23 protein-coding genes are annotated in these 25,251 nt (G+C 68.8%); 9 read left to right on the top strand and 14 right to left on the bottom strand.

Annotated elements, in window-relative coordinates:
- Positions 1-159: 159 nt before the first annotated feature.
- Complete coding sequence (locus ACWIDW_RS06495) at positions 160-2,937, top strand: immune inhibitor A domain-containing protein (protein ID WP_454123901.1); 2,778 nt, start codon at positions 160-162, stop codon at positions 2,935-2,937.
- A gap of 328 nt (positions 2,938-3,265) precedes the next feature.
- Here ACWIDW_RS06495 and ACWIDW_RS06490 read toward each other — a convergent pair whose 3' ends face one another.
- Positions 3,266-4,342 (bottom strand): ScyD/ScyE family protein, encoded by a 1,077-nt coding sequence (locus tag ACWIDW_RS06490; RefSeq protein WP_454123899.1) that lies wholly within the window; start codon positions 4,340-4,342, stop codon positions 3,266-3,268.
- A gap of 191 nt (positions 4,343-4,533) precedes the next feature.
- The gene (locus tag ACWIDW_RS06485) at positions 4,534-5,712 is read right to left on the bottom strand and encodes a thiolase family protein (protein WP_454123897.1); all 1,179 of its coding nucleotides are present in this window, start codon (positions 5,710-5,712) and stop codon (positions 4,534-4,536) included.
- A 53-nt stretch (positions 5,713-5,765) separates the two neighbouring features.
- Between ACWIDW_RS06485 and ACWIDW_RS06480 the strand changes: the two genes are divergently transcribed.
- Both ACWIDW_RS06480 and ACWIDW_RS06475 read left to right on the top strand, forming a co-directional pair.
- Positions 5,766-6,584, top strand: coding sequence for an aldo/keto reductase (locus ACWIDW_RS06480; RefSeq protein WP_454123895.1), 819 nt, complete (start codon positions 5,766-5,768; stop codon positions 6,582-6,584).
- Between the two features lie 73 nt (positions 6,585-6,657).
- Positions 6,658-7,503 carry an NAD-dependent epimerase/dehydratase family protein gene (locus ACWIDW_RS06475; protein ID WP_454123893.1) on the top strand — a complete coding sequence of 282 codons (846 nt, stop codon included), beginning with the start codon at positions 6,658-6,660 and terminating at the stop codon, positions 7,501-7,503.
- A 112-nt stretch (positions 7,504-7,615) separates the two neighbouring features.
- Here ACWIDW_RS06475 and ACWIDW_RS06470 read toward each other — a convergent pair whose 3' ends face one another.
- From ACWIDW_RS06470 to ACWIDW_RS06450, 5 genes are all read right to left on the bottom strand, one after another.
- Positions 7,616-8,806, bottom strand: coding sequence for a bifunctional 2-methylcitrate synthase/citrate synthase (locus ACWIDW_RS06470; protein WP_454123891.1), 1,191 nt, complete (start codon positions 8,804-8,806; stop codon positions 7,616-7,618).
- Positions 8,803-9,714, bottom strand: coding sequence for a methylisocitrate lyase (gene prpB / locus ACWIDW_RS06465; protein WP_454123889.1), 912 nt, complete (start codon positions 9,712-9,714; stop codon positions 8,803-8,805). The genes ACWIDW_RS06470 and prpB overlap by 4 nt, the downstream gene beginning before the upstream one ends.
- The gene (locus ACWIDW_RS06460; RefSeq protein ID WP_454123887.1) at positions 9,714-11,240 is read right to left on the bottom strand and encodes an MmgE/PrpD family protein; all 1,527 of its coding nucleotides are present in this window, start codon (positions 11,238-11,240) and stop codon (positions 9,714-9,716) included. Before ACWIDW_RS06460 ends, prpB begins: the two co-directional genes overlap by 1 nt.
- The gene (locus tag ACWIDW_RS06455) at positions 11,237-11,896 is read right to left on the bottom strand and encodes a GntR family transcriptional regulator (protein ID WP_454123885.1); all 660 of its coding nucleotides are present in this window, start codon (positions 11,894-11,896) and stop codon (positions 11,237-11,239) included. The genes ACWIDW_RS06460 and ACWIDW_RS06455 overlap by 4 nt, the downstream gene beginning before the upstream one ends.
- A 103-nt stretch (positions 11,897-11,999) precedes the next feature.
- The gene (locus ACWIDW_RS06450; protein WP_454123883.1) at positions 12,000-12,632 is read right to left on the bottom strand and encodes a GntR family transcriptional regulator; all 633 of its coding nucleotides are present in this window, start codon (positions 12,630-12,632) and stop codon (positions 12,000-12,002) included.
- A 32-nt stretch (positions 12,633-12,664) separates the two neighbouring features.
- On the opposite strand from ACWIDW_RS06450, the gene ACWIDW_RS06445 reads away from it, so the two are divergent.
- Positions 12,665-14,002 (top strand): MFS transporter, encoded by a 1,338-nt coding sequence (locus tag ACWIDW_RS06445; protein WP_454123881.1) that lies wholly within the window; start codon positions 12,665-12,667, stop codon positions 14,000-14,002.
- 74 nt (positions 14,003-14,076) lie between these two features.
- On the opposite strand, the gene ACWIDW_RS06440 is transcribed toward ACWIDW_RS06445, so the two are convergent.
- Positions 14,077-15,429 (bottom strand): MFS transporter, encoded by a 1,353-nt coding sequence (locus ACWIDW_RS06440; RefSeq protein ID WP_454123879.1) that lies wholly within the window; start codon positions 15,427-15,429, stop codon positions 14,077-14,079.
- Between the two features lie 170 nt (positions 15,430-15,599).
- On the opposite strand from ACWIDW_RS06440, the gene ACWIDW_RS06435 reads away from it, so the two are divergent.
- Genes ACWIDW_RS06435 through ACWIDW_RS06420 form a run of 4 tightly spaced genes read left to right on the top strand, consistent with a single transcriptional unit; the run spans position 15,600 to position 17,860 of the window.
- Positions 15,600-15,956 carry a PadR family transcriptional regulator gene (locus ACWIDW_RS06435; RefSeq protein ID WP_454123877.1) on the top strand — a complete coding sequence of 119 codons (357 nt, stop codon included), beginning with the start codon at positions 15,600-15,602 and terminating at the stop codon, positions 15,954-15,956.
- Between the two features lies 1 nt (position 15,957).
- Positions 15,958-16,332 (top strand): DUF1048 domain-containing protein, encoded by a 375-nt coding sequence (locus tag ACWIDW_RS06430; RefSeq protein ID WP_454123875.1) that lies wholly within the window; start codon positions 15,958-15,960, stop codon positions 16,330-16,332.
- Positions 16,329-17,096, top strand: coding sequence for an ABC transporter ATP-binding protein (locus ACWIDW_RS06425; RefSeq protein ID WP_454123873.1), 768 nt, complete (start codon positions 16,329-16,331; stop codon positions 17,094-17,096). Before ACWIDW_RS06430 ends, ACWIDW_RS06425 begins: the two co-directional genes overlap by 4 nt.
- Complete coding sequence (locus ACWIDW_RS06420; RefSeq protein ID WP_454123872.1) at positions 17,093-17,860, top strand: ABC transporter permease; 768 nt, start codon at positions 17,093-17,095, stop codon at positions 17,858-17,860. The genes ACWIDW_RS06425 and ACWIDW_RS06420 overlap by 4 nt, the downstream gene beginning before the upstream one ends.
- A 63-nt stretch (positions 17,861-17,923) precedes the next feature.
- Here the strand turns inward: ACWIDW_RS06420 and ACWIDW_RS06415 are convergent, their stop codons facing one another.
- The 6 genes from ACWIDW_RS06415 to ACWIDW_RS06390 all read right to left on the bottom strand — a co-directional run bounded on the left by ACWIDW_RS06415 (position 17,924) and on the right by ACWIDW_RS06390 (position 23,886).
- Positions 17,924-18,892, bottom strand: a complete 969-nt coding sequence (locus ACWIDW_RS06415) for an EamA family transporter (protein ID WP_454123870.1) — start codon at positions 18,890-18,892, stop codon at positions 17,924-17,926.
- A gap of 39 nt (positions 18,893-18,931) precedes the next feature.
- Positions 18,932-19,291, bottom strand: a complete 360-nt coding sequence (locus tag ACWIDW_RS06410) for a VOC family protein (RefSeq protein ID WP_454123869.1) — start codon at positions 19,289-19,291, stop codon at positions 18,932-18,934.
- A gap of 71 nt (positions 19,292-19,362) precedes the next feature.
- Complete coding sequence (locus tag ACWIDW_RS06405) at positions 19,363-20,706, bottom strand: sulfatase family protein (protein ID WP_454123868.1); 1,344 nt, start codon at positions 20,704-20,706, stop codon at positions 19,363-19,365.
- Complete coding sequence (locus ACWIDW_RS06400; RefSeq protein ID WP_454123866.1) at positions 20,706-21,629, bottom strand: carbohydrate ABC transporter permease; 924 nt, start codon at positions 21,627-21,629, stop codon at positions 20,706-20,708. Before ACWIDW_RS06400 ends, ACWIDW_RS06405 begins: the two co-directional genes overlap by 1 nt.
- A gap of 8 nt (positions 21,630-21,637) precedes the next feature.
- On the bottom strand, positions 21,638-22,597 hold the full coding sequence (locus ACWIDW_RS06395; RefSeq protein WP_454123864.1) for a carbohydrate ABC transporter permease: 960 nt from the start codon (positions 22,595-22,597) through the stop codon (positions 21,638-21,640).
- On the bottom strand, positions 22,594-23,886 hold the full coding sequence (locus ACWIDW_RS06390) for an ABC transporter substrate-binding protein (protein ID WP_454123863.1): 1,293 nt from the start codon (positions 23,884-23,886) through the stop codon (positions 22,594-22,596). The genes ACWIDW_RS06395 and ACWIDW_RS06390 overlap by 4 nt, the downstream gene beginning before the upstream one ends.
- 230 nt (positions 23,887-24,116) lie before the next feature.
- Here ACWIDW_RS06390 and ACWIDW_RS06385 point away from each other — a divergent pair, with 230 nt between their 5' ends.
- Positions 24,117-25,241, top strand: a complete 1,125-nt coding sequence (locus ACWIDW_RS06385; protein ID WP_454123862.1) for a GntR family transcriptional regulator — start codon at positions 24,117-24,119, stop codon at positions 25,239-25,241.
- Positions 25,242-25,251 lie beyond the last annotated feature (10 nt).

Here is a 25,251-nt window from a genome sequence, read left to right as displayed (position 1 = left end):
TTCTTGCGTTTCCTCTTCCCTCTCAGCATTTCGACAGGTAAACCCGTATATGGCGCTCCAACCGGGGCGCGTCATTCGCACCGTTGCGCGACCCCTGCGCGACGGTGTCCGGAGGGAGAAGCAATGTCACAACGGACTGCCCCAGCGCGACGACGCGCGGTGGCCGCGACGTCCGCCTTCGTGATCGCAGCCGCGGGCCTCACGGCCTTCGGCGGCGCGAGCGCGACGGCGGCCCCATCGTCCGACAGCGGGACGCCGACGGCGGCGCCCGAGATCGGAGCCGGCGAGTACTACATGAACTATGTCGCTCCGCGCACCGACAGCATCGTCGAGGTGCCCGCCGACACGCCCATCGCCGACACCAGCGGGCAGCAGAAGCGCTCGGTGAGCGGAAAGGCCCTCGAGCGGGCCGCCGCGCACGACCAGAAGTTCGCCCAGGGCAACCCGAAGGCCGCAGCGCAGCTGGCGAAGACCGAGGCGAAGTCCCTGAAGACGGGCAAGAGCCCGAAACAGCTGAAGAAGGCGAAGAGCACGCAGCAGGCGAAGCTGCTCACGATCCTCGTCGAGTTCGACGGCACCGACGATTTCAGCGATCTGTACGTGCCGACGGAGTTCGGCGCCACCGACTGCAAGCCGGGCAGCCTGCAGGGGCCGACCCTGCACAACAACATCCCGAACCCGGCCGACACCGCGCATCTCGACAACAACTCGATGTGGGTGCCGGACTTCTCGAGTGAGCACTTCAACAAGATGCTGTTCACCGACGAGGGCATCACCGAGCGCGTGCGCACGGATCTCACCGGTCCTGACGGCAAGCCCGGCTTCGACATCTCGGGCTACACGATGAAGAACATGTACGAGGAGATGTCGCGCGGCGGATACTCGCTCAGCGGCTCCGCCACCGAGTGGGTCACCGTGCCGCATTCCGAGGGCTACTACGGTGCGACCGTCTGCCACAAGAACGATGCCGGCGCTTGGGAGGCGGGGCCCATGCAGGACATGCAGGGCCACCCCGACAACCCGCTCGGGCCGGGCCAGCTGCCCATCGACGCCGTCGCCGCCGTGGCGGCGCAGAACCCGGCCTTCCCGTGGGCCGACTACGACATCGAGGATCAGGGCGACCGTGACGGCGACGGCGACGTGCTCGAGCCCGACGGCGTGATCGACCACGTGGTGCTCGTGCACGCGGGCGCCGACAAGTCCGGCGGCGGCGGTACCGAGGGCACCTACGCCATCTGGGCGCACTCGTCGGCTGTCGCCGGCGGGGCATCGATCCCGGGCACCGACCTGAAGATCTCCAACTACATCGTCCAGCCCGAGGACTCGGGCGTGGGCGTCTTCGCCCACGAGTACGGCCACGATCTGGGACTTCCCGACCTGTACGACACGTCGAACGCCGGCAACTCCGACATCGACTTCTGGGATCTGATGAGCTCGGGCTCGCACTCCGGCCCGATCTTCCAGTCGATGCCGACCCACATGGGCCTCTGGGACAAGTGGGTGCTCGGCTGGGTCGACCCGAAGGTCGTGAACCCCGGCGACCGGTCCAGCACGGTCAAGGTCGGCCAGTCCTCGCGCCCGAAGAAGGGCACCGAGGACGGCATCAAGATCAACCTGCCCGACAAGAAGATCGTCCTGACCACCCCGCACAGCGGTGCCGACATGTGGTACTCCGGCGCCGACCAGAGCTGGGCCGACGTCACCCTCACCCGTTCGATCGCCGACGTGCCGGCAGACGCGCGGTTCTGGATGTGGAACGACTACGTCATCGAGGAGGACTGGGACTTCGGCTTCGTCGAGGTGTCGACCGACGGCGGTGCGACCTGGGCCGAGCAGAAGGTCTTCGACGAGGCGGGCGCGCTCGTCTCGACCGATGACGGCTACTCCGACCCGAACGGTCGCCTCAAGGACTTCGGCGGCAAGAAGTACGGGCTCACCGGCTCCAGCGACGGGTGGCGTCACGACTACATCGACCTGACGGCGTTCGCCGGCCAGGACATCCAGGTGCGACTGCGTCAGGCGACCGACGCGGCGTTCGAGGAGCGCGGCTGGTTCGCCGACGATTTCGCGCTGACCAGCGCCGGCACCGCCGTGTGGACCGATGACGTCGAGTCCGGCGACAACGGCTGGACGGCCGCGGTCGGCACCTGGACCGACACGACCGGCGCGGGCTGGCACCACGACAGCGGCACGCAGATCAAGGCGCAGTACTACCTGGTCGAGTGGCGCAACCTCGACGGCTTCGACGAGGGTCTGAAGTACGGCTACACCACGGTGTACAGCGACGAGGCGTGGAAGGTCGAGAAGGTGCCGTACAACGCACCGGGCGCACTGGTCTGGTACCGCGACACCACCTACGGCGACACCAACCACGTCGCCTCCAACCACACGGCCCTGCCGAGCTGGGGCGCCAAGGGCGGCCTGCTTCTCGTCGACAGCCACTTCGACCCGCTGCGCCGCACCGGCGCACAGGCCGAGATGGACCCGTCGCCGTTGAAGAACGTCTCGACTCGCGCGCAGAGCTCGAACGCCGCGTTCGGCACGCAGCCGACGTACTCGTTCAAGGACTGCTCGGTCGACGCGAACTACAACGAGGCGTGCACCACGTTCGCCCCGCAGCCGGCGGTGAGCACGTTCACCGACGACAAGGGCTGGGTTCCGGGCATCGAGGTTCGCGGTGAGGACCTCTACTACCGGCTGCGCGACGCCTCGGTCGTGGTTCCCTCGGTCGGCGACGCGCCGTACACCACGCGCGTGGTGAACGCGGACGGCTCCCCGGCGACGGACCTGTACGGCCTGAACCTGGGCAGCACCGTGCTCGGCAGCGGCAACCCCGCTGACGCCGGGGTCGGCTACGGCACTGTGGTCACCGTCAAGAAGTCGATGCAGCACGACACCGCAGCCCTCATCTCGGTCACCCCGCCCAAGGCGAAGTGACCGTCGCGGGCTGACCGCACACCGCAAAGCGCCGGTCGTCTCTCGGAGTCGACCGGCGCTTTCGCGTGCGGTCGGAATGCGGATGCCGGTCGGAAGGCGCGTGCGGTCGGAAGGCGGATGCCGGAGGTTGGCCTCTCGTTCACCTCGGCGTCACCCGGGTCGCGTAGAACTGTCGGTGCGCGGCGACAGAGCGTGACCGGATCGGGTGCCTGACTCAGCCGCGCCGTGGTGAGCACTGTGCTCCCACCGCGGTCGCAGACCGCGAGACCCCCGCCGAATCGGGTCGGCGGGGGTCTCTCTGCATCCCCAGTACGGGCGTACGAGGCACTCAGCGGCGCAGGTGCGCCTGCACCTTCACCTTGCCGTTGGCGATGCTCACCAGCGTTCCCGGTCCGCCGGCGAAGTCGAGCGTCGACGCCCAGACCGTGCCATTGCCGGAGGCGGCGACGCCCACGGCGCCGGGCAGAGCGGCGAGCTGCGACACCTGCCCGCCGTCGACGACCGAGATCTCCCCACCGAACAGCTCGGCGACGTACACCCGGTTCGCGGCGATCGACAGGCTGGTGGCCCCGGAGAAGCCCGAGGCGACCTGGCTGATCGCGCCGGTGCGGCTGTCGATCCGCCAGAGCGCGCCGAGAGACGCCGACTCCCCGGGGAAGCCGGGCAGCGTGGTCACGTAGATCGCGCCTCCCGGGCCGACGGCGACGCCGGTCGGGACCGGTTCGGCGTAGTAGACGTCTCCGATCGCGCAGTCCCCGAGCCCCAGCATCCCGGCCGTCTCTGCGGTGAGGGTGACCGGAACCGGTGGCAGCACCGCGAGCGTGCTGATCTCTCCCTTGTCGCTGACCTGGTACACCGCGTTGGATGCGGCGTCGGCGACCAGCCAGCCGCGGTGCCATGCGGCGACGCCGTAGACGTGCGAGTCGTACAGCCCGGTGTAGGCCGTGCCCGCAGCGCAGCTCGTGGGATCCGTGACGCCGTACGCGTTGCCCGCGTCGGGGTTGTTCGCGTCTTCGTAGGCGCGGAAGTCGATGTACGTCGTCGCGCCGCGCGGGTCGCGGATGTTCAGGCCGCTCTCACTGATGGTCGGCGGCTCGGTCGCGTCGTCTTCGACGGACGATCCGTAGGCCATCCACGACCCCCGGACGGCGAGACCGGCGAGGCCCGGCACGCCTTCGACGATGGGGGCGATGGTGCCGTCCGGCTGCAGCTGTCCCACCGTGCCTGTGCCGCCATCGGCGACCAGCAGCCGGTGGCCTTCGACGGCGAGGCTGAACGGCGCCGCCAGCTGGGACGACCATTCCTTCACCACCGGACTTCGGTCTGCCGCCGACGCGAGCGCCGGCGTGGTGAGAGCGAGAGCCGACAGGGCGCTCGCTGCGATGAGTGCACGAGGTACGCGCATGATTCCTCCGATTTCCCGGTCCGGTTTCCACCCCGAACCGTGTTCAACCGGGCGGAGCCTCCCCAGCAGACGTCCGGATGCCGAAGAGCCGACTTCGATGTCGACTCGCCGACATCCTCCTCCGCGACTCATCCGAGTTCAAGAGCCTGTGCTCTGGGCCGGGGCGGGGTCGGGCGCGCCCCGGGATCTCGTCAGAGCCGCTCGAGGATGAGGGCGTTCGCCATGCCGCCGCCCTCGCACATCGTCTGCAGACCGAGCCGGCCGCCGGTCGTCTCCAGGTGATCGAGCAGCGTGCCCAGCAGCCGCGTACCCGACGAGCCGAGGGCGTGTCCGAGGGCGATGGCCCCGCCGCGCGGGTTGAGCTTCGCCGGGTCCGCGCCGAGATCGGCGGCCCACGCGAGCGGCACCGAGGCGAAGGCCTCGTTGACCTCGTAGGCGTCGAGGTCGTCGATGGTGAGCCCGGCCCGTTCGAGCACCCGGCGGGTCGCGGGGATGGGACCGGTGAGCATGAGCATCGGATCGTCGCCGATCACGTCGAACGCGCGGAAGCGGGCGCGGGGGGTGAGGCCGAGCTGCTCGGCGCGGTCGGCGCTCATCATCAGCGCCGCGGATGCCCCGTCGGTGAGCGGAGAGGAGTTGCCCGGCGTGATCGACCACTCCAGATCCGGAAAGCGCGCGGCGAGCGCATCCGTCCGGAAGGATGCCGGCAGCCCCGCGAGCTTCTCGACCGTGGTGCCCTCGCGCACGGTCTCGTCGACGCGGGCATCCGGCGCCTCCGGCACGGCCAGCACGGTGCGATCGAAGAATCCGTCGTGCCAGGCCTGGGCCGCGCGCGCGTGCGACTCGGCGGCGAACGCGTCGAGCCGGTCACGCCCGAGATTCCAGCGACGCGCGATGAGCTCTGCGCTCATCCCCTGGTTCACCAGCCCGTCCGGGTAGCGCGCGCGCAGCCGGGGAGACATCGGCGATCCGCCGGTGGCGGAGGCGCCGAGCGGCACCCGGCTCATCGATTCCACACCACCGACGATGACGATGTCGTTCTCGCCCGCCGTGATCCCGGCGGCGGCGAAGTGCACGGCCTGCTGACTCGAGCCGCACTGCCGGTCGATGGTCGTCGCGGGAACCGTCTCGTCGAACCCCGCGGCGAGCACGGCCTGACGGGCGATGTTCATGGCCTGATCGCCCACCTGGCTCACGCAGCCGAGCAGCACGTCGTCGATCTGACCCGACTCGAGGCCGTTGCGCTCGAGGATCGACTGCAGCACCCCTGCCGCGAGATCGACGGGGTGCACGCCCGACAGCATGCCCCCGGGCTTTCCCCGGCCCACCGGGGTGCGGACGACATCGACGATCACGGCTTCGCTGCTCATGGCATCCATCCTGCCCCGGCCCGGCCCCACCTGGGCCGTGTCAGGATGTCGGCATGCCAGGAACGCTCGCCCTCAACGACGGAAGCCGGCTGCCGGCGCTCGGGTTCGGTCTGTACAAGGTGCCGGTCGAGCAGACCGCCGAGGTGACGCTCGCCGCCATCGACGCGGGCTACCGTCTGGTCGACGGCGCGCGCTTCTACGGCAATGAGCGCGAGCTGGGCGAGGCGATCCGATCATCAGGGCGACGCGACGAGCTGCTGGTCGCCTCGAAGTTCTGGGGTGACCCGGTGCAGAGTGGCGAGCAGGCGCTCGCCGACTTCGCAGACTCCGAACGCGATCTCGACATCGGCCCGCTCGATCTCTACATGATCCACTGGCCGCGTACGACGCGGGGTTCCTTCGTCGACGTGTGGCGCGCGTTCATCGAACTGCAGCAGGCGGGGCGGGTGCGCACGATCGGCGTCGCCAACTTCGAGGCCGACGATCTCCGACGCCTCATCGACGAGACAGGTGTCGCACCGGCGCTGAACCAGGTCGAGTCGCATCCGTGGCTGCCGCAGCACGAGCTTCGCGCTCTGCACGCCGAGCTCGGCATCGTCACGCAGGCGTGGAGCCCGCTCGGCCGCGGCCGGCTGCTCGAGGACCCGACCCTGCTCACCATCGCGGCGAAGCACTCGGTCTCGGTGGCGCAGGTCATCCTGCGCTGGCATCTGCAGCTCGGCGCAGCCGCGGTGGTCAAGTCCGTGCTTCCGGAGCGCCTGCGCCAGAACCTCGATCTCGACGACTTCGCACTCGACGCCGACGACCTCGCGGCGATCGCCGCCCTCGAGACCGGCGAGCGCACCGGCACCCACCCGCGCGGCCGGCAGTAGGCGGGCGCGCTGCGGCCAGCCCGGTGTCACCACCTATAGCGTTGCAGGACACCCCGACGGAAGGACCGCGAGCATGCGCATCGCACTGACCGGAGCATCCGGCAAACTCGGCACGGTCGTCGCACGCGAACTGCGCGCGCACGGCTGGGACGTCATCGGCATGGACGCCGTCGGCGCTCGGGCCGACGACTTCGTGCAGGTCGACCTCACCGACTACGGCCAGGTCGTCGACGCGCTCACCGCGGTGGGCGATCGGCACGACGGCATCGACGCCGTCGTGCATCTCGGAGCGATCCCGGCTCCGGGCGTCCGCAGCGACGTCGCGACCTTCCACAACAACATGCCGGCGACGTTCAACGTCTTCTGGGCAGCCGCGCGCCTGGGCATCCGCCGCATCGTCTACGCATCCAGCGAGACGGTGCTGGGTCTGCCGTTTGACGTGCCGCCGCCCTACATCCCGGTCGACGAGGAATATCCGGCCCGCCCCGAGTCGGTGTACTCGCTGGTGAAGACGCTCGAAGAGCAGCTGGCGCGGGAGCTGGTGCGCTGGCATCCGGATCTGTCGATCACGGCGCTGCGCTTCTCGAACGTGATGGTGCCGGAGGATTACGCCGAGTTCCCCTCCTTCGACGATGACGCTCTGAAGCGGAAGTGGAACCTGTGGGGCTACATCGACGCCCGCGACGGCGCGCAAGCGGTCGAGCGCGCGCTTCAGGTCGCCCGGCCGGGGTTCGACAGGTTCATCATCGCGGCCGCCGACACGGTCATGTCACGGCCGAATGCCGAGCTGATCGCCGAAGTCTTCCCCGATGTCCCGGTGACCCGCGAGGTCGGCGCGAACGAGACGCTGCTCTCGATCGACCATGCCCGGGACGTGCTCGGGTTCACCCCGCAGCATTCCTGGCGCGACCACGTCTGAGCCCGGCGATCGGCTTCGCTGAGAAACCACATCGGGCATGAGACCCACGTTCGCACGTGGTTTCTCATGCCCGATCTGGTTTCTCGCGTGAAAAAGGGAGGGCGGATGCCGCTCAGCCGGCGGCTTCCTCCGGACGCTCCTGCACGTCGATGGCGGCGGTGTCGGGCTCGTACTGCTCGATGTGCCGCTCGTCGACGCCGTTGTACGCCGACAGCGGGCGGATCAGGGCGTTCGACGCCTGCTGCTCGAGGATGTGCGCCGTCCAGCCGACGATCCGGGCGGCGATGAACAGCGGGGTGAACGTCAGCGTGTCGTAGCCGATGAGGTTGTACGCCGGACCCGACGGATAGTCGAGGTTCGGGTAGATGCCCTTGCGCTCGACGAACTCGCTCTCGAGCTTCTCGTACAGCTCGGCCACCTCAGGCCGGTCGTAGTGCTCGACCAGCGTGTCGAGGGCGGCCTTCATGGTGGGCACGCGGGAGTCGCCGCGCTTGTACACGCGGTGCCCGAAGCCCATGATCTTGCGCTTCTCGGCGAGCGCCGCGTCGAGCCACTCCTCGACGCGGTCGGCCGAGCCGATCTCGTCGAAGATGTGCATGACGGCCTCGTTCGCGCCGCCGTGCAGCGGCCCCTTGAGAGCGCCGATCGCGCCGACCACCGCCGAGTACAGGTCGCTGAGCGTCGACGTGATCACCCGTGCGGTGAAGGTGGACGCGTTGAACGAGTGCTCGGCGTACAGGATCATCGAGCGGTTGAACGCGTCGACGACAGCCTCGTGCGGCTCTTCACCGAAGGTCAGCCAGAGGAAGTTGGCGGCGTAGTCGAGGTCGTCACGCGACTCGATGATCTCCTGTCTGCGGCGCCGCCGCTGACCGTACGACACGACCGCAGGCAGCACCGCGAACAGCTGCAGGCTGCGCTGCAGGTTCTGCTCGGGCGTGCCGACCGCGTCGAGCACGTTACCCGTGCCGGCGGTCTCGAAGGCGCCGATCACGCTGACAGCCGTACGCGCCTCGTCCATCGGGTGCGCATCCAGCGGCAGGGCGTCGATCGCGGCCTTGACCTCGGTCGACAGCGCGCGGTGCTTCCGCTCGGTGGCGCGGAACTCGGCGAGCTGCGCTGCGGTCGGCAGTTCACCGTGCCAGAGCAGGTACGCGACCGCTTCGAACGGCTGCGTCGCGGCGAGCTCCTGCACCGGATATCCGCGGTAGAGCAGGCTGTTGGTCTCGGGGTTGACCTTGCTGATCGCCGTCGAATCGGCGATCACGCCTGCGAGGCCCTTCCTGATCTCGGATTCGCTCATCGTGTCGCTCCTCGGTCGATGGTGAAGGTGAAGACTCCGGAGTCGAAGTGGTTGTACGACTCGTAGTCGATCAGATCATAGAGGTCGGCGCGGTGCTGCATCTCGCCGAGCTTCGAGGTCAGGTGTCCCTCGGCGTTCAGCGTATCGAGCGCGCGGCCCGCGGCGCCCATGGCGATGCGCAGCAGCGACACCGGCCAGATCACGATGTTCACGCCCACATCGCGCAGCTGATCCACCGAGAAGAGGTCGGACTTGCCGAACTCGGTCATGTTGGCGAGGATCGGCACGTCCACGGCATCCCGGATCGCGGCGAACTCCTCCAGCGACCGCATCGCCTCGGGGAAGATCGCGTCGGCCCCGGCGTCCGCCAGCGCCTTGGCGCGGTCCTTCGCCGCCTCCAGCCCGTCGACGGCCGCGATGTCGGTGCGCGCCATGATGAGGAAGTTCTCGTCGCGACGCGCGTCGACCGCGGCCCGGATGCGCTTGACCGCCGTGTCCGCGTCGACCACCGACTTGCCGTCGAGGTGACCGCAGCGCTTCGGGTTGATCTGGTCTTCGATGTGGGCGCCGGCGAGACCGGCGTCCTCGAGCGTCTGGATCGTGCGGGCCACGTTCATCGGCTCACCGAACCCGGTGTCGGCGTCGATGATCGCGGGCAGCTCGGTCACGCGGGCGATCTGCGCTCCGCGCCCGGCGACCTCGGTCAGCGTCGTCAGCCCGATGTCGGGCAGTCCGAGGTCGGCCGAGAGGACGGCGCCCGAGATGTAGACGCCCTCGAAGCCCTTCTGCTCGATGAGCCGCGCGCTGAGCGGGTTGAACGCACCGGGGAAGCGCAGCAGCTCGCCGCTGGCGAGCCGCGCGCGGAACGCGCGGCGCTTCTCGTGGGCGGGCGTGGTGGCGTACAGCATCAGAACAGCCCCGTCGGGGCGTCAGCGGATGCCAGGACGCCCTTCTTCGCGACGATCGAGAGCTGCTGCACCTCGTCGGCGGTCAGCTCGGGAAGGCGCTGGACCAGCTCGAGGAACCGGTCGATCTCGGCGGCGTCGAGCACGGGCTGGGCGAGCACGCGGAACTTGCGGATGTAGTTCTCACGCTCGAACGGACGGGCGCCGAGCGGATGCGCGTCGGCGACGGCGATCTCGTCGACGATCTTCGTGCCGTCGGTCATGGTGATCTCCACGCGGCCGCCGAACGCCTTCTCGGTGATGTCGGTCGAGTGGTACCGGCGGGTCCACTCGGGGTCCTCGACCGTGGTGATCTTGTGCCACAGCTCGACGGTGTCGGGGCGCTGCGCGCGCTCGGGCGTGTACGAGTCGACGTGGTGCCACGTGCCGTCCTGCAGGGCGACGGCGAAGATGTACGGCACCGAGTGGTCGAGCGTCTCGCGCGACGCCGTGGGGTCGTACTTCTGCGGGTCGCCTGCGCCCGAGCCGATCACGTTGTGCGTGTGGTGGCTGGTGTGCAGCACGATCGACTCGATGTTCGCCGGGTCGCGCAGGGCGGGGTCGTCGGTGCCGAGACGGCGGGCGAGGTCGATGATCGCCTGCGCCTGGTACTCCGCCGAGTGCTCCTTGGTGTACGTGTCGAGGATGGCCCGCTTCGGCTCGCCTGGCGCGGGCAGCGGCACCTCGTACGAGGCGTCCTTGCCGTCGAGCATCCACGCGATCACACCGTCTTCGCCTTCGTAGATCGGCGATGGCGAGGTCTGCCCGCGCATCGCGCGGTCGACGGCTTCGACGGCCATCTTCCCGGCGAACGCGGGGGCGTGCGCCTTCCACGTCGAGATCTCGCCCTTGCGGCTCTGGCGGGTGGCGGTGGTGGTGTGCAGCGCCTGGCCGACGGCCTGGTAGATCGTCTCGGGGGCGAGGCCGAGCAGGGTGCCGATGCCGGCCGCGGCCGACGGACCCAGGTGCGCGACGTGGTCGATCTTGTGCTTGTGCAGCGAGATCGCCTTCACGAGGTCGACCTGGATCTCGTAGCCGGTGGCGAGGGCGCGCACGAGCGCGTGCCCGTCGGATCCGACGTGCTGCGCGACGGCGACGATCGGGGGGATGTTGTCGCCGGGGTGCGAGTAGTCGGCCGCGAGGAACGTGTCGTGGTAGTCGAGCTCGCGCACGGCGACGCCGTTCGCCCATGCCGCCCACTCGGGGCTGGTGCGCTGGTCGAGCGGGCAGCCGAACACGGTGCCGCCCTTGCCGCCGGTCGAGACGGGGTGGCTGAACGCCTGTGCGCGGGCGGCGTTGATCGGGGCGCGGGTGAGGGATGCCGCGGCCACCGCCGCGTTGTCGATCACGCGGTTGATGATCATCTCGACGACTTCGGGCTCGACCTCGACGGGGTCGACGGCGACCTCGGCGATCTTCCAGGCGAGCTGCTGGTCACGGGGCAGCTCTTCTTCCGAGCGGTAGACGCGGACGTGGTGGTTGACGGTCATCGTGTTCCTTCCGTGAGGGACTGCAGGATGCTCTCGAGAGCGTTGTGCAGGTGGACGTGGGTGGCGTGCGCGGCGAGGTCGGCGTCGCGGGATGCCAGGGCGCGGGCGATCAGCCGGTGCTCGGCCGCCGAGGCGGCGAGGCGCTCGGGCTTGTCGCGCGCCATGCGCCGCACCCGCACGAGGTGCGTGCGGACGGTACGCAGCGCCGAGCTGAGGTAGTCGTTGCCGACGGCGGCGTCGAGGTCGGCGTCGAGTCGGGCGATGAGTGCGTAATACGCGTCACGGCCCTCGGCCCTCGCGAGATCGACACGGCCGAACTCGTCGGCCAGAGCGGCGAAGGCAGCGGCATCCCCGCGCCGTGCGGCGAGACGGGCCGAGGTCTCCTCGAGAGCCCGGCGGATCTCGAACAGCGAGCGGATGTCGTCGGCGTCCAGCCCCGCGACCACGGTGACGCGCGGCGACTGCTGCACCGCGAGGCCGTCGGCGGCCAGGCGGCGAAGCGCCTCACGCAGGGGTGTGCGGCTCACGCCGAGACGAACGGCCTGCTCGACCTCGGCGAGCACGGCCCCGGGCGCGAGCGCGCCCGACTGGATCTCCTCGAGCAGCGTCTCGTACGCGCGATCACTCGCGCGGATGCGTTCGACGACGGTCCCCATGGGGCCAGTGTATACACAAATGGGTGGCCAGCGAGCCGATTCAGGAGACCGCCGTGTTTTTGGATACAAAGCCGCGTATATGTGGCCTGTCCGGCACCCCGCATCAACCGGCGGGGTCGCCGCCCCTCGCGCCCGGAGCGGATGCCGCGACGGGCACGGCGAGTCTCGTCGCCTCGCGACGCGATGCCTGCAGCACGCCCAGGGTCGTCCGCGCGTCCGACTCGTCGGCGCGGAACACCGCGTCTGCGAGAGACCTCATCGAGGCGCGGACATCGGGGGCGATGCCCTGCGACCCTTGCGCGGTGCCGAGAAGCAACGCGAACGTCGTCTGGCGATGAAAGCGGGTCAGTCGGTCCGATTCGCCGGCCTGCACGAGAGCATGCAGGAACTTGTGAACACTCTCTTCTGCGGCGGCACGCACACCTCGCAGATCCCTGGGCACCGCCAGGGCATGGGCGAGAGCGCGGCCTTCGAGGAACTCGAGAAGATCCAGCACGTCGGGCAGCTCTTCGGCGAGGACGCGTTTGACCCGGAGTGATGCGTGCGCCTGCCGCACCAGCAGGTCATCCTGCACCAGCCGGTCCAGTGCCGAGCGAGCCGTGGGACGCGCCACACCGTACTCAGTCGCCACCCCCGTCTCGGTCACCGATGCGCCGGGCTCGAACTCGTTCGACAGAATCCGCTCGCGCAGATGGGCCGAGAGCTCCTCCGCGAGGATGTGAGATCGTGTACCCATGTGCACCCCCCGTGGATCGCGAGCATCACGCGTTGTCTTCAGGATACGCGGACTCGCGGGTGCCCGGTCGCGTGAATGACGAGTTCGCGGTCGGGCCTCGGGCGGACGTCAGCCGCTTCTTCGCTCGCCGCCCTCTCGTCTTCCTGATGGCGTACGTGGGCTATGCGGCCTGCTACCTCGTGCGGAACAACCTGATCGTGGTCAGCGAGATCATGACCGCCGAGCTCGGCTGGACAGCCATACAGATCGGCGCCGTGCTGAGCGCCTTCACGATCAGCTACGGCGTGGGCAAGCTCGTGATGGGAATCGTCGTCGACCACCTCCGGCTGCGTTTCGCCTTCGCGTGGGCGCTCGGGGTGTCTGCCGTTCTCTGTCTCGTGACGGCCTGGCAGCGTGACCCCCTGGTCTTCACGATCCTTCTCGCCGCGATCGGACTCGTGCAGGGCGCGTGCGCTCCTGCTGCGCTGGCCACGCTCGGAGCCTGGTACGCACCGCTCGAGCGCGCTTCCCGGGTGGCCGTCTGGAACACCTCCCAGAACGTGGGGGCGGGCCTTCTGTCGGTCATCGTCTCGGGCGGGCTCGCGCTCGTCGGCCCGCGGGAGTGGTCGGTCGGGTTCTGGCTTCCGGCGCTGGTCGCGCTGGTGTGCGCACTGCTGGTGGGGCGCTACGGCGGCGATCGTCCCTGGCGCGAGCGGATGCCCACCCTGCGCACCGTCTTCGGACCCGACGCGCAGCCGCAGCTGAACATCCCGCCGGATGTCTCGTACGGACGGCTCGTCCGCGTGCACGTGCTGGGCAATCGCACCCTCTTCACTCCGGCTGCGCTGAACACGATCCTCTACTTCATCCGCTTCGGGATCCTGGCGTGGATACCGATCTCCGGGGCCGAGCAGCGCAATCTGACGTACACCGATGCGTCGATGGTGGTGACCGCCTTCGAGTGGGGCGCCATCCCCGGCGCTCTCCTCTTCGCCTGGGTCTGCCATCGACGCCCGCGCGCCGCCACCCGCGCGGCGGCCGTCGCCATCGGGGTGCTGGCGGTGCTCATCGTGCTGTACGCCGTGGCGGACGATCCCGAGGTGACCATCGCGATCGCCGTGCCGCTCGGCGCGCTGGTGTACGGCCCGCAGGTGATCGTGAATGTGCTGACGCTCAACTTCGTGTCGCCGCGTGCCGTCGGCGTCGCGATCGGCTGGGTGGGGCTGGGCGGCTATCTCGTGGGTGCGGCGGCGGCGAACGTGTCGCTCCCGCACATCGCCGCTGCCAGCAACTGGATGCTGAGCGCGCTGACGCTGCCGATCGCGTGTCTCGTCTGCATCGTGCTGTGCCTCAACCTGCGCGCAGCCGAACGGCGGCTGTACCGAAGCTGAGGCCCGCGGCGACAGCAGATGCGGCGCCGCGCTCCCCCGGGGAGCACGACGCCGCATGAAGGGCGGTCAGGCGGTCAGGCCTTCACGATCCGGCGCTCATACCTGCTCAGCAGCAGGTAGATCACGGCGCCGATGACGGCGATCGCGCACAGCACGGTGAAGCTCGCCGCCCAGCTGAGATGCTGCGCGAGGATCGGCATCACCAGGTTCGCTGCCAGCTCGCCGACGATGTAGCCGAAGAGGCCGACGAAGCCGACCGCGACTCCCGCTGCACGCAGCGGCACCACGTTCAGAGTGAGGATGTTCACGATCAGCTGCGGCCCGTAGATCAGACCGCCCATCAGACCGGTCACGATCAGCAGCACGGGGTAGCTCGTGTTGCCCATGTAGACGAAGATCAGTCCGGCGAGCAGGAGCAGTCCGACGCATCCGACGACGGCCTGCTTGTTCGGAGCCTTGACCGCGATCCAGGCGAAGACGAAGCACCCCGGGATCGCGATCCATTCCAGTACCGAGAATGCCGAGAGATACTCCGCCTCACTGAAGCCCATCTCCGTTCCGAGGAACGCCGGAATCCAGTTCGTGATGCCGAACCGCAGGAAGTAGAGGATGGCGTTGATGAGCCCGATGAGCAGGACGACGGGCGAGGTGAGCACGAACTTCACGAAGACGCGCAGGTAGCCGTCCTCCGGCGCCGATTCCACCTGCGGCTCGCCCGCCGACCCGTACATGGCGGAGAGCCGATCGAAGCCTTCGGTCTCGGGGCGGTCGCCGCCCTTGCGCCAGAAGATGAAGCTCAGCGCGAGCACGAGCGCCCCGGGGATCAGGAAGCCGATCCAGGTGTTGCCCGGACCGGTCAGCGTCACCAGCCAGGTGATGAGCAGCGGCAGACCCGCGCCGCCCGCGTTCTGCGACGTGTTCCAGATGGCGATGCCCGAGCCTCGCGTGCGGTTGGGGTACCAGTTGGCGATCATCGCCATGGACGACGGCGCGAGCGCACCCTGAACCACTCCGAGCGCGAGCATGAGCACGAAGAGCAGGGTGAAGTCGCGCGTGAATCCGAGCGCGATGCAGATCACCGCCGACGCGGCGAGGCATCCTGCGAAGATGCGCCGCAGACTCACCCTGTCGGCGACCGCACCCATGACGAACTTGGACACTCCGTACGTGATGGTGAAGGCGGTCAGGATCAGCCCCACCTGCGTGAGCTCCCACCCGGCCTCCAGCCGGATGTTCTCGCTCTGCAGCTTGAAGTTGTTGCGCACGAAGTAGGCGCAGATGTACCCCACGTACGCCACGAGGAAGACGATCTTCCTGCGGCTCAGGTAGTTGCTGAACTTCTCGGGATGGCGCGCTCGATAGTCGGCGGCCGGATCTCGCCCGGTATCGGGCGTCTCCTCATCTACGGCGGACGGATCGACGGTCATCTGCTTCTCCTTTGAGCTTCAGGCGCGACGTTCATTGTCATGCACTTCGGTGATTGTATGACAATCCTAGGGGTGTCTGACAGCACGAAGTTTTCACTCGGCCTCTTGCGCTCCCGGTACTCAGCGTTACTATGTACCAGTAGTCACTGACACTGAGTAGCGGAGGTCCGATGGGCAAGCAGATGACCGAGATGCTGAAGGGCACGCTCGAAGGCATCGTCCTCGCCCTGCTCGCCAGGCATCCGGCATACGGATACGAGATCACCACGCAGCTTCGCGAGCAGGGCTTCGTCGAGATCGCCGAGGGAACGGTGTACGCGCTCCTCGTGCGCATCGAGCAGAAGGGTCTCGTAGACGTCGAGAAGGTGCCCAGCGAGAAGGGCCCGCCGCGCAAGGTGTTCACGCTGAACGCGAAGGGCACCGACGAGCTCGCCGAGTTCTGGAGCACCTGGGCCTTCCTCGCCGAGCGGATCGACCACCTCCGCTCCCCCGATGCACACCGAACCGACTCCGAAGGAGAGAACTGACATGGCCGCGAGATGGATCGAAGCGCTCACCGGATCGCTCGAGCAGAAGAAGCAGTACAAGAACGCCAAGGGCCGCATCGACGCTCTGCCCGAACCGCACCGCACCGCCGCCGGCGCGATGCATCGGTACCTGATGTACTACGGCGGCGTGACCGACGGCGACACCCTGACGCAGATGTTCGTCGACCTCGCCGATCTCTGGGAGCGGGCGGCGATCGACGGCATCCCGGTGGGCGAGATCACCGGAGACGACCCGGTGGACTTCACCGAGACCTTCGCGCAGTCGTACGCCGGCACCCGCTGGATCGACAAGGAGCGCGCCCGGCTCACGGCGGCGATCGAGACCGCGCGTCGCGCAGAAGAAAAACGATCATGAACGGCACGGGAGCCGCCGCCATCCGCGTCCGCGGCATGCAGAAGTCGTACGGCGACGTCACCGTGCTCCGCGGCGTGGACCTCGATGTCGAGAAGGGCAGCATCCTCGCGCTGCTCGGCTCGAACGGCGCGGGCAAGACGACCCTCGTGCGGATCCTGTCGACGCTGCTCACCGCAGACGCCGGCACGGCATCCGTGTGCGGTTTCGATGTGGCATCCGAACCGCTGCGGGTGCGCGAGTCGATCAGCCTGACCGGGCAGTTCGCCGCCGTCGACGAGGTGCTCACCGGGCGCGAGAACCTCGTGCTCGTCGCCCGGCTGCGCCATCTGCCCGATCCGGGTTCGGTGGCCGATGCCCTGCTCGCCCGATTCCGGCTGACGGATGCCGGCGGCCGGCGCGCCGCGACCTACTCGGGCGGCATGCGCCGCCGCCTCGACATCGCGATGAGCCTGGTCGGCGACCCCGCAGTGATCTACCTCGACGAGCCGACCACGGGCCTCGACCCCGAGGCGCGCCTCGAGGTCTGGGATGTCGTGCGCCGCCTCGCCGACGCGGGAACCACAGTGCTGCTCACCACGCAGTACCTCGACGAGGCGGAGACCCTGGCCGACCGCGTCGCCATCCTGCACGACGGGCGCATCATCGCCGATGACACGCTGGACGGGCTGAAGCGGCTGCTGCCCGCGACGACCGTCGAGTACGTCGAGAAGAAGCCCACCCTCGAGGAGATCTTCCTCGCGGTGACAAGAAAGGACGCGGCATGAGCGCACACGCCATGGCGGACACCGCCACCCTGACCGGCCGGTCGCTGCGGCACATCTTCCGCAGTCCCGACACGATCATCACCACCGCCGTCACCCCGATCGCACTGATGCTGCTGTTCACGTACGTGTTCGGCGGCGCGCTGCGCCAGAGCATCGGCGATGCGAACTACGTCGACTACCTGCTTCCGGGCATCCTGCTCATCGCGATCGCGTCCGGTATCGCCTACACGGCCTTCCGGCTGTTCACCGACCTGCAGGGCGGGATCGTCGAGCGGTTCCGCTCGATGCCGATCTCGCGGTCGAGCGTGCTGTGGGCGCACGTGCTCACCTCACTCGTGGCGAACGGCGTGACCGTCGGGATCATCCTCGGCGTCGGCTTCGCGATGGGATTCCGCACCTCGGCGGGCGTGCTCGAGTGGCTGGCGGTGCTGGGCATCCTGGCGCTGTTCACCCTCGCCCTCACCTGGCTCGCGGTGATCGCCGGGTTGACGGCGAAGACTGTCGACGGGGCGAGTGCGTTCTCGTACCCCCTCATCTTCCTGCCGTTCATCAGCTCGGCGTTCGTGCCGACCGCGACCATGCCGGGGCCGGTGCGCTGGTTCGCCGAGAACCAGCCGGTCACATCGATCGTGAACTCCATCCAGGCGCTGTTCGCCGGGCGCGCGGTGGGTTCGGAGATCTGGATCGCCCTCGCGTGGTGCCTCGGCATCCTCGTCGTCGCCTACCTGTTCGCCATGCGCGTCTACCGCCGCCGCCTCGGCTGACGCCGCCTATCCACACACCTACCTCCAGACGTCCATGCGCGGGGGTGTCGGCGAAAAGGCGGCTCAGACCACGGGCTCGGGCAGCGGCTCGACGAGCTCCTGGGTCGCGGGCTCGCCGAGCTTGACGAGCACGACGCCGGCCAGCACGAGCGCTCCTCCGATCAGCTGCACGGTCCCGGGCAGCTGGCCCAGCAGCATCCACCCGAACAGCAGCGCGGCGACCACCTCGGCCAGCGCCACGAACGAGGCGAGGCGCGATCCCAGCATCCGCGTCGACGCGATGCCGAGCACGTAGGCCACGGCCGTCGCCAGCACGCCGATGGCGAGCACGGGCACGAACCACGGGAGCGTCCCGAAGCGGTACGCGACGTCGTCGGTGCTCCAGGTCATCGGCAGCACGCCGACGAGGCCGGCGACGCTGAGACCGAGGGCGCCGAGCACGAGGCCGAGGCCGGCGAGGGCGATCGGCGGCAGGCCGGTGTCGCCACGACCCGAGAGCACGAAGTACGCGGCGGCTCCCACCATCGCCCCCAGCGCCCACAGGATGCCGCCGGGGTCGAGGCGCGCTCCGGTGAGCACGTCGAGCATCAGCACCAGACCTGCGAACGCGACGACGGCACCGAGGATGCTGCGCTTGCTCGGCCGCTCGCCCCGACGCATCCAGAGCCACAGCACGACGGCGACGGGCGCGGTGTACTCGATGAGCAGGGCGATGCCGACATCCATCACCGCGACGGCCTGGAAGTAGAACAGCTGCGTGGCGGTGACCGCCAGCAGGCCGTAGGTGATGATCATGCCGGCGTTCCTGCGCACCAGTCGCCAACGGCCGCGAAGCGACACGAGGGTCGGGACGAGCAGCACCAGGGCGGCGACCCAGATCCGAGCGGTGACCGCGGCACCGGGTGTCCACCCCGCATCGATGAGCCCGCGCGCCCACGCGCCCGACATGCCGAACGCGAAGGCCGCGCCGACCGCGACGAGCAGGCCGGTGCTGACACTCGTACGGCGCGAGTCATCGGTCAATGTGCTCATGATCCATGACAGTACGCGGCGGCGTGGCCGAGGTCGCGCTCAGTCCGTCATGCCCTCGTACAGGCCGATGTGGTTCCCGTCGGGGTCGCTGATCACCGCCCAGGCGCTCGTGTCGGTGATGGGCTGCTTCTCCATCAGCACCGTGGCGCCCGCCTGCTTCGCGACGGCGATCGTCTCGTCGATCGAGTCGACCTCGACGTACGACCGCGGCTGGGTGAACCCGCCGTCGCGCGGGGCGAGCCCGCCGCCGGATATCCCGTTCGGGGCCTGCCACATCGGGTAGCCCTCGAACCCGGGCTGCTCGGCGATCTTCCAGCCGAACAGCCTGCTGTAGAAGTCGCTCGCCCTGCCCAGGTCGTTCACCGGGATGTCGATGTGCGTGATGTCGCCGTGTGTCATGGCCTCGTCCTCTCGTCGGGTGACGGGGCAATTCTGCGCTTCGACGCATCCCGCCACAAGGGCGACGACGGTCAGTACGGCACCGCGAAGATCTCGTCGTGCACGGCCGCCTCGGCGCCGGCGGGCAGCGCCAGAAGCTTCAGGAACTCACGATCCTCGGTCTCCTCGCACCAGGTCAGCAGGCACGCCCGCATCTCCTCGAGAACCCCGTCGAACGCCGACTCGACGGCGAGGTTGCGCTGCTCCAGCGGATCGGCGACCAGATCATGCAGCTGTTCGCGGTGACGACCCCAGCTGTAGACCGTGTACTTGAACCGGCCGCGGTAGACCGCGCGTCCCCGGGTGAGTGGCGGGTCGGAGCGCTCGAAACGGGTCTCGACGCCGACGACGCGGTCGGATGCCTCCTCGCCCGCACCGAGCGGCAGGGCCCTGCCGCGCAGATGCGCCGGCAGGTCGGCTCCCGCCGCCTCGAGCAGGGTCGGCAGCACGTCCAGTCCGGCCGAGACCGGCTCGATGCGTGCCCCCGGCATCACGCCGGGCCCGCTCACGACGAGGGGCACCCGCACGCACTCCTCGAAGAGCGCCGTCTTCTGATTCCACCGGTGCGCGGCGTCGCCGTCGCCGTGATCGCTCGTGAAGACGACCAGCGTCGAGTCGGTGAGGCCGGCATCGTCGAGGGCGTCGAGGATCCGCCCCAGCTGGGCATCCGCCCGCTCGACGAGCCGACGGTAGGCGGCACGGTAGAGCCGCCACTCGTCTGCGGTGTACTCGGCCGTTCCGTACATCTGCTGGGCGGCGTGCTTCTCGAAGCGCACCGCCTCGGGCTCGAACGGCGCCGGGTCGAAGTTCGACGGCAGCGGGGGTGCGTCGCGCACCGCACCGGGATCGACGTCGCCGTAGGGCATGGGCTGGTGGCGCGCGTACTCGCAGACACTGTGCGGGTCGTCGAACGACGCGAACAGCAGGAAGGGACGCGACGCATCCGTCCGGCCTCGCAGCCAGTCCACCGCCGCGTCGCCGAGACCGCGATCGCCGAACGGGTGCAGCACGTCGAAGCCGGCGTCGGGCGGTGCGCTGGGCGAGATCGCGTGCCACTTGCCGGCGTAGGCGCAGTCGTAGCCGGCCGCGGCGAGCAGGTGCCCCATGCTGTCGGGGCGGGCGCCCGGCTCCTCAGCCGCCGCCCCACTCCGGTTGCCGACGACGCCGAGCTCGTGCGGCATCCGCCCGGTCAGAAGCGACGCACGCGAGGGCACGCACAGGGGGAAGGTGACGGCGGCGCGGGTGAACTCCGCCCCCGATCGGCGCAGCCGATCGAGGTGCGGAGTGTCGACCCAGCCTTCATCGCGGTCGATGACGTGCGCGCCGAGCTGGTCGGCCATCACCACCAGCAGGTTCGGGCGCACCGCGGCCGTCATCACTTGCCCATGCCCAGGGTGAGCCCCTCGGTGAGGCGACGACCCAGCCAGAGGTAGATCGCCAGCATCGGCAGCACGACGATGCACAGTCCGGCGAACAGCCCGCCCCAGTCGGCGCCGGAGTACGTCTGCTGCTGGATGAACGAGATCAGCGCCACGGGCAGGGTGTACTTCTCGGTGGACTGCAGCAGCGTGAGCGCCAGGAGGGTCTCGTTCCAGTGCGAGATGACCTGCAGCACGAAGGCGGTGAGGATGCCTCCCTTGGCCAGCGGCAGCGTGATGCGCCAGAAGGTGCCGAAGGCGGTCGTGCCGTCGAGGGCGGCGGCCTCCTCCATCTCGATCGGCAGCGAGCGGAAGAACGCCGTGAGCAGGAACACGGTGAACGGCATCGAGACGCCGATGTACACGAGGTTCAGACCGATCAGGCTGTCGGTGAGGTAGACCTCGTTCAGCATGACGAACAACGGGATGACGATCACCTGGGCCGGGATGCCGAGTCCGAGCACGAAGTACATCGTGAGCGAGTTGGTGAGCCGGTTCTCGACGCGGCTCAGGTAGTACGCCGCGGGAGCGGCGAGCGCGACGGTGAGGAACGACGAGACGAGGGTGGTCACGACGCTGTTCATCGTCGCCGTCGCGAAGTCGCCGACGGTCCAGGCGGTGACGAAGTTCACCGGGTCGAGCGAGGTGGGCAGTCCCCACGGCTCGGCGAGGATCGAGCGGGTGTCGCGGAAGGCCTGGATGACCATCCACACCATCCACGCCACGTTGAGCACGACGAAGGCCCACAGCAGCACCAGGCCGATCCCGCGGATCACGCTGCGGTCGTTTCCGATCGCGGCTCCGCTGCGGCGGCGCGGGCGGCGGTGCTCGGGAGGCACCACGATGGTGCGGGTGGTGTCTTCGGTGAGTGTCGCAGTCACGATGTCTCCTAGAATTCGATCGCTTCGCGCTTCATCACGCGGCGCAGCAGCAGCACGAGCACCGACACGAGGGCGAGCGACAGCACGGCCGAGGCGGATGCGGCACCGTAGGCGGGCACGGATTCGCCGGAGAAGGCGGTGACGTACGTGTACACCGCGGTGGTCCAGGTCTGCGTGGGCGGCATTCCCGCACCGGTCGAGCCGCCGAAGATCCAGATGATCTCGAAGATCTTCACCGACGAGATCGTCCACAGCACGGCGCAGGTGCCGAACACGTCCCAGGTCAGCGGCAGGATGACATGACGCAGCCGCTGCCACGCATTCGCCCCGGCGAGGGCGCAGTCCTCGTAGTAGTACGGCGGGATGCGGTCGACGCCGGCCATGAGGATCGTGGTGAAGTATCCCGTGGTGATCCACGTCATCATCACCATGATCAGCGGGAACAGATTGTCCTGCGAGAGCCAGGCGGGCGGATCGGTGACACCGAAGGCGCCGAGCAGCGTGTTGACCAGGCCGCCGGGGTTGAAGATGAACCCGGCGAGAACACCGAAGATCATCGCGTTGACCAGGTGGGGGAAGAAGATCACCGAGCGGGCGATCTTCTTGCCCGCCATGTCGCGCAGCACCAGCGTGAGCGCGAAGGCGATCACGAAGATCGCGAGCCCGACGACGAAGAGCAGCAGCAGGGTGTTGCCGAACGAGCGCAGGAACAGCTTGTCGTTGAACAGCCGGACGTAGTTGCCCCATCCGACGAACTCCATGGGGCCGGCACCGGCCCACTTGTTGAAGCTGATCCAGATCGCGTACACCGAGGGGACGACGAACAGGATCGTGTACAGCACGAAGGCGGGGCCGACGAACGGCACGAACAGGCGGCGGCGCGCCTGATCGATCGTGCTGCCCCCTCCCCGCCGCCCGCGACGGGCGGCGGGGAGGGGTGCGGCAGGCGCCAGGGCGATGTCGGTCACGAGTTCTGCTCCCAGTAGTCGATCTGACCCGTCTTCATCGTCTCGACGAACGTCTTCGCGTCGGTCTTGCCCAGCACGAGGTCGCTCAGCGCGGGCCACAGCAGCTTCTCGGTGTAGCCGGGGAAGCTGATGCCGTCGTTCTGCATGTAGTACGAGTCCGCGGCGTCGAGCGCCTCCTTGACGGTCGACATCTCCTCGCTCACGGTGGCGTCGGAGCGGATCGGGATGATCTTGGCGTCGCTGCCCAGGGCGTCCTGGTACTTCTTGTTCAGGAAGAACGCGGCGAACTTCTGCGCGTTCTCGGCGTTCTTGGCGCGGGCCGGCACGGCGAATCCGACGAAGTCGGCGCGCGCGCTGTCACCCAGCGTCGGGAACGGGAACGACGAGTACTCGAAGCCGTCGGCGGCGTACGGGCCGGTCTCGGTGGGGATCCACGTGCCGTTGAAGAGCATCACGGCCTTGTCGTCGGCCCACACCTGCTGCTGCGCCGGCCACTTGCTGGCGTTGTACCCGTCGACGAAGTAGTCGCCCTTGACGAGCTCCTCGATCATCTGCGCGGCTTCGAGCGCCTCGGGGGCGTCCCACGCCTTGCCGGTCTTGTCGGCGGCCATCTCGCGCAGCGAGCCGGGGCCGGCCAGGCCGACCATCGCCGAGGTGTACCAGTAGGCGTTGTACCCGGCCACGTCGCCGTCGATGGCGATCGGCGTCTCGCCCGCCGCCTTCATCTCGTCCATGGTCGCGAGGAAGTCGTCCCAGGTCTGCGGGGCGTTGTCGACGAGCTCGGGGTGCGCGGCCTTGTTGAACCAGATCGCGTCACTGGTGAGCGAGTAGGGCAGCATCCACGGCGCGTCCTCGCCCTTCACCGTGAGCACGTCGTCTTCGAGATACGCCTCGGGGATCAGCGACGACACCGTGTCGCCGTCGACCTCGGCGGCGTACGCCTCGGTGAGGGGCTTCGCCTGCCCGGTCTCGGCCAGCACGGGCGCGGTCTTCGCGAACGAGCCGTCGACGAGGTCGGGCACCTTGTTGGTGTTCAGCGTGGGAACGGTCTTCTTGAGGTTGTCGCGCCCCTGCCACTGGACGTTCACCTCGATTCCGGTCTCCTTCTCGAAGTCGGCGATGGCCTGGGCGACCACCTTCTGCTGCGCTTCGCCTTCTTTCCACATCGCCCAGTAGGTGAACTCCCCGGAGTCGCTGGATCCGCCGCTTGATGCGGACGAGCATCCGGCGGCGGTGAGCGCGACCGCGCCGATGAGGGCAAGTGCTGAGACCTTACGGATCTTCGCCATCGGATTTCCTTTCGTCTGTGCGCGGCATCGTTGCCTGCATGGGTCGACTTTCGCCCCTCGATACCAGAGTATTCAAGGAGTATTTCGAGATCGGTTTCGGTTTCACTCCCTTCCGGAGCGGAGACACGAGCCCAGGACGCCGGAGACAGAGAAGAGGAATCGAGAAATACGTCTTTATTCCTCTCTTCAAACGCCGAAGAATCAAAGGAAGAACGACGGAGGGGATCGGCATGGCCGGAAAGCGCGCAGCGGTGCGCGACGCGGAATCGCGAGGGTTGAAGTTCGAGCTCCTCGCCGACCAGCTGCGTCGCGGCATTCTCGCCGGCACCTGGACCGCGGGCCAGAAGCTGCCCACCGAGCAGGAGCTGTCGAAGGAGACGGGCCTGTCGCTGACCACCGTGCGTCGCGCGTTCGACGAGCTGGTGGCCGAGCGGATCGTCGTGCGCCGCCAGGGCGCCGGCAGCTTCGTCGCGCACATGCGACCGCGGGAGGAGCGCACCCGCCGACGCATCGGCGTGCTGCTGCCCGACACTCAGCTGTACTACCCGCGGGTGCTGCAGGGCATCGACGAATCGCTGCAGGCGGCCGGCGCCTCGCTGCAGCTGGCCACGTACAGGTATCAGCCCGAGCGTGAAGACGACGCGATCGCGTCGCTGCTGGATGCCGGCGTCGACGGCCTCATCCTGGCGCCCACCCTCACCGGGCTCGACGACCCTCTCGCCCGCGCCCACGAGCTCATGGCGCTGCCCGTCCCGGTCGTGCTCGTCGAGCGCAGTCTGGCCGACGGCGGGCCCGCCGACACCACCGAGCACGTCTGCTCGGATCACGCCGGCGGCGCCTACGACGCGATCGCCCACCTCGCCCGCCTCGGCCACTCGCGCATCGCCCTTCTCACGCGCTCGGCCACCGTCACCGAGTTCGGCATCGTGCGCGGCTACCACCGCGCCATCGCCGACCTCGGACTGCCTGCGGGGCTCGAGTTCGCGCAGACGAAGCAGGAGTGGGAGTCCGATTCCGGTTCCTCGGCCTTCACCGCACTGCGCGAGTTCACGGCCACCGCCGCGCTCGTGTTCGGCGATCGGGAGGCCGCCCTGCTCGAGGGCGCGGCGCGCAGGGCGGGGGTGCGCATCCCCGACGACATCGCCCTCGTCTCGTACGACGACGAGGTGGCCGACCTCGCGGAGGTGCCCCTCACCGCCGTCGCCCCACCCAAGTACCGCATCGGCCGCATGGCCGCTGACGTCATGCTGCGCCGGCTGGTGGAGGGCGACGAATGCCCGCTGCACCAGATCCGGCTGCGGCCGCGCATCGTCATCCGTCGCTCGTGCGGCGCGAGCGCACTTCACCAGGATTGATAGAGGGAGA

The organism is Microbacterium sp. NPDC055312, from assembly GCF_053645675.1.
The sequence above is the reverse complement of the archived record's forward strand: the minus strand, read 5'-3'. Positions and strand labels throughout refer to the sequence as shown.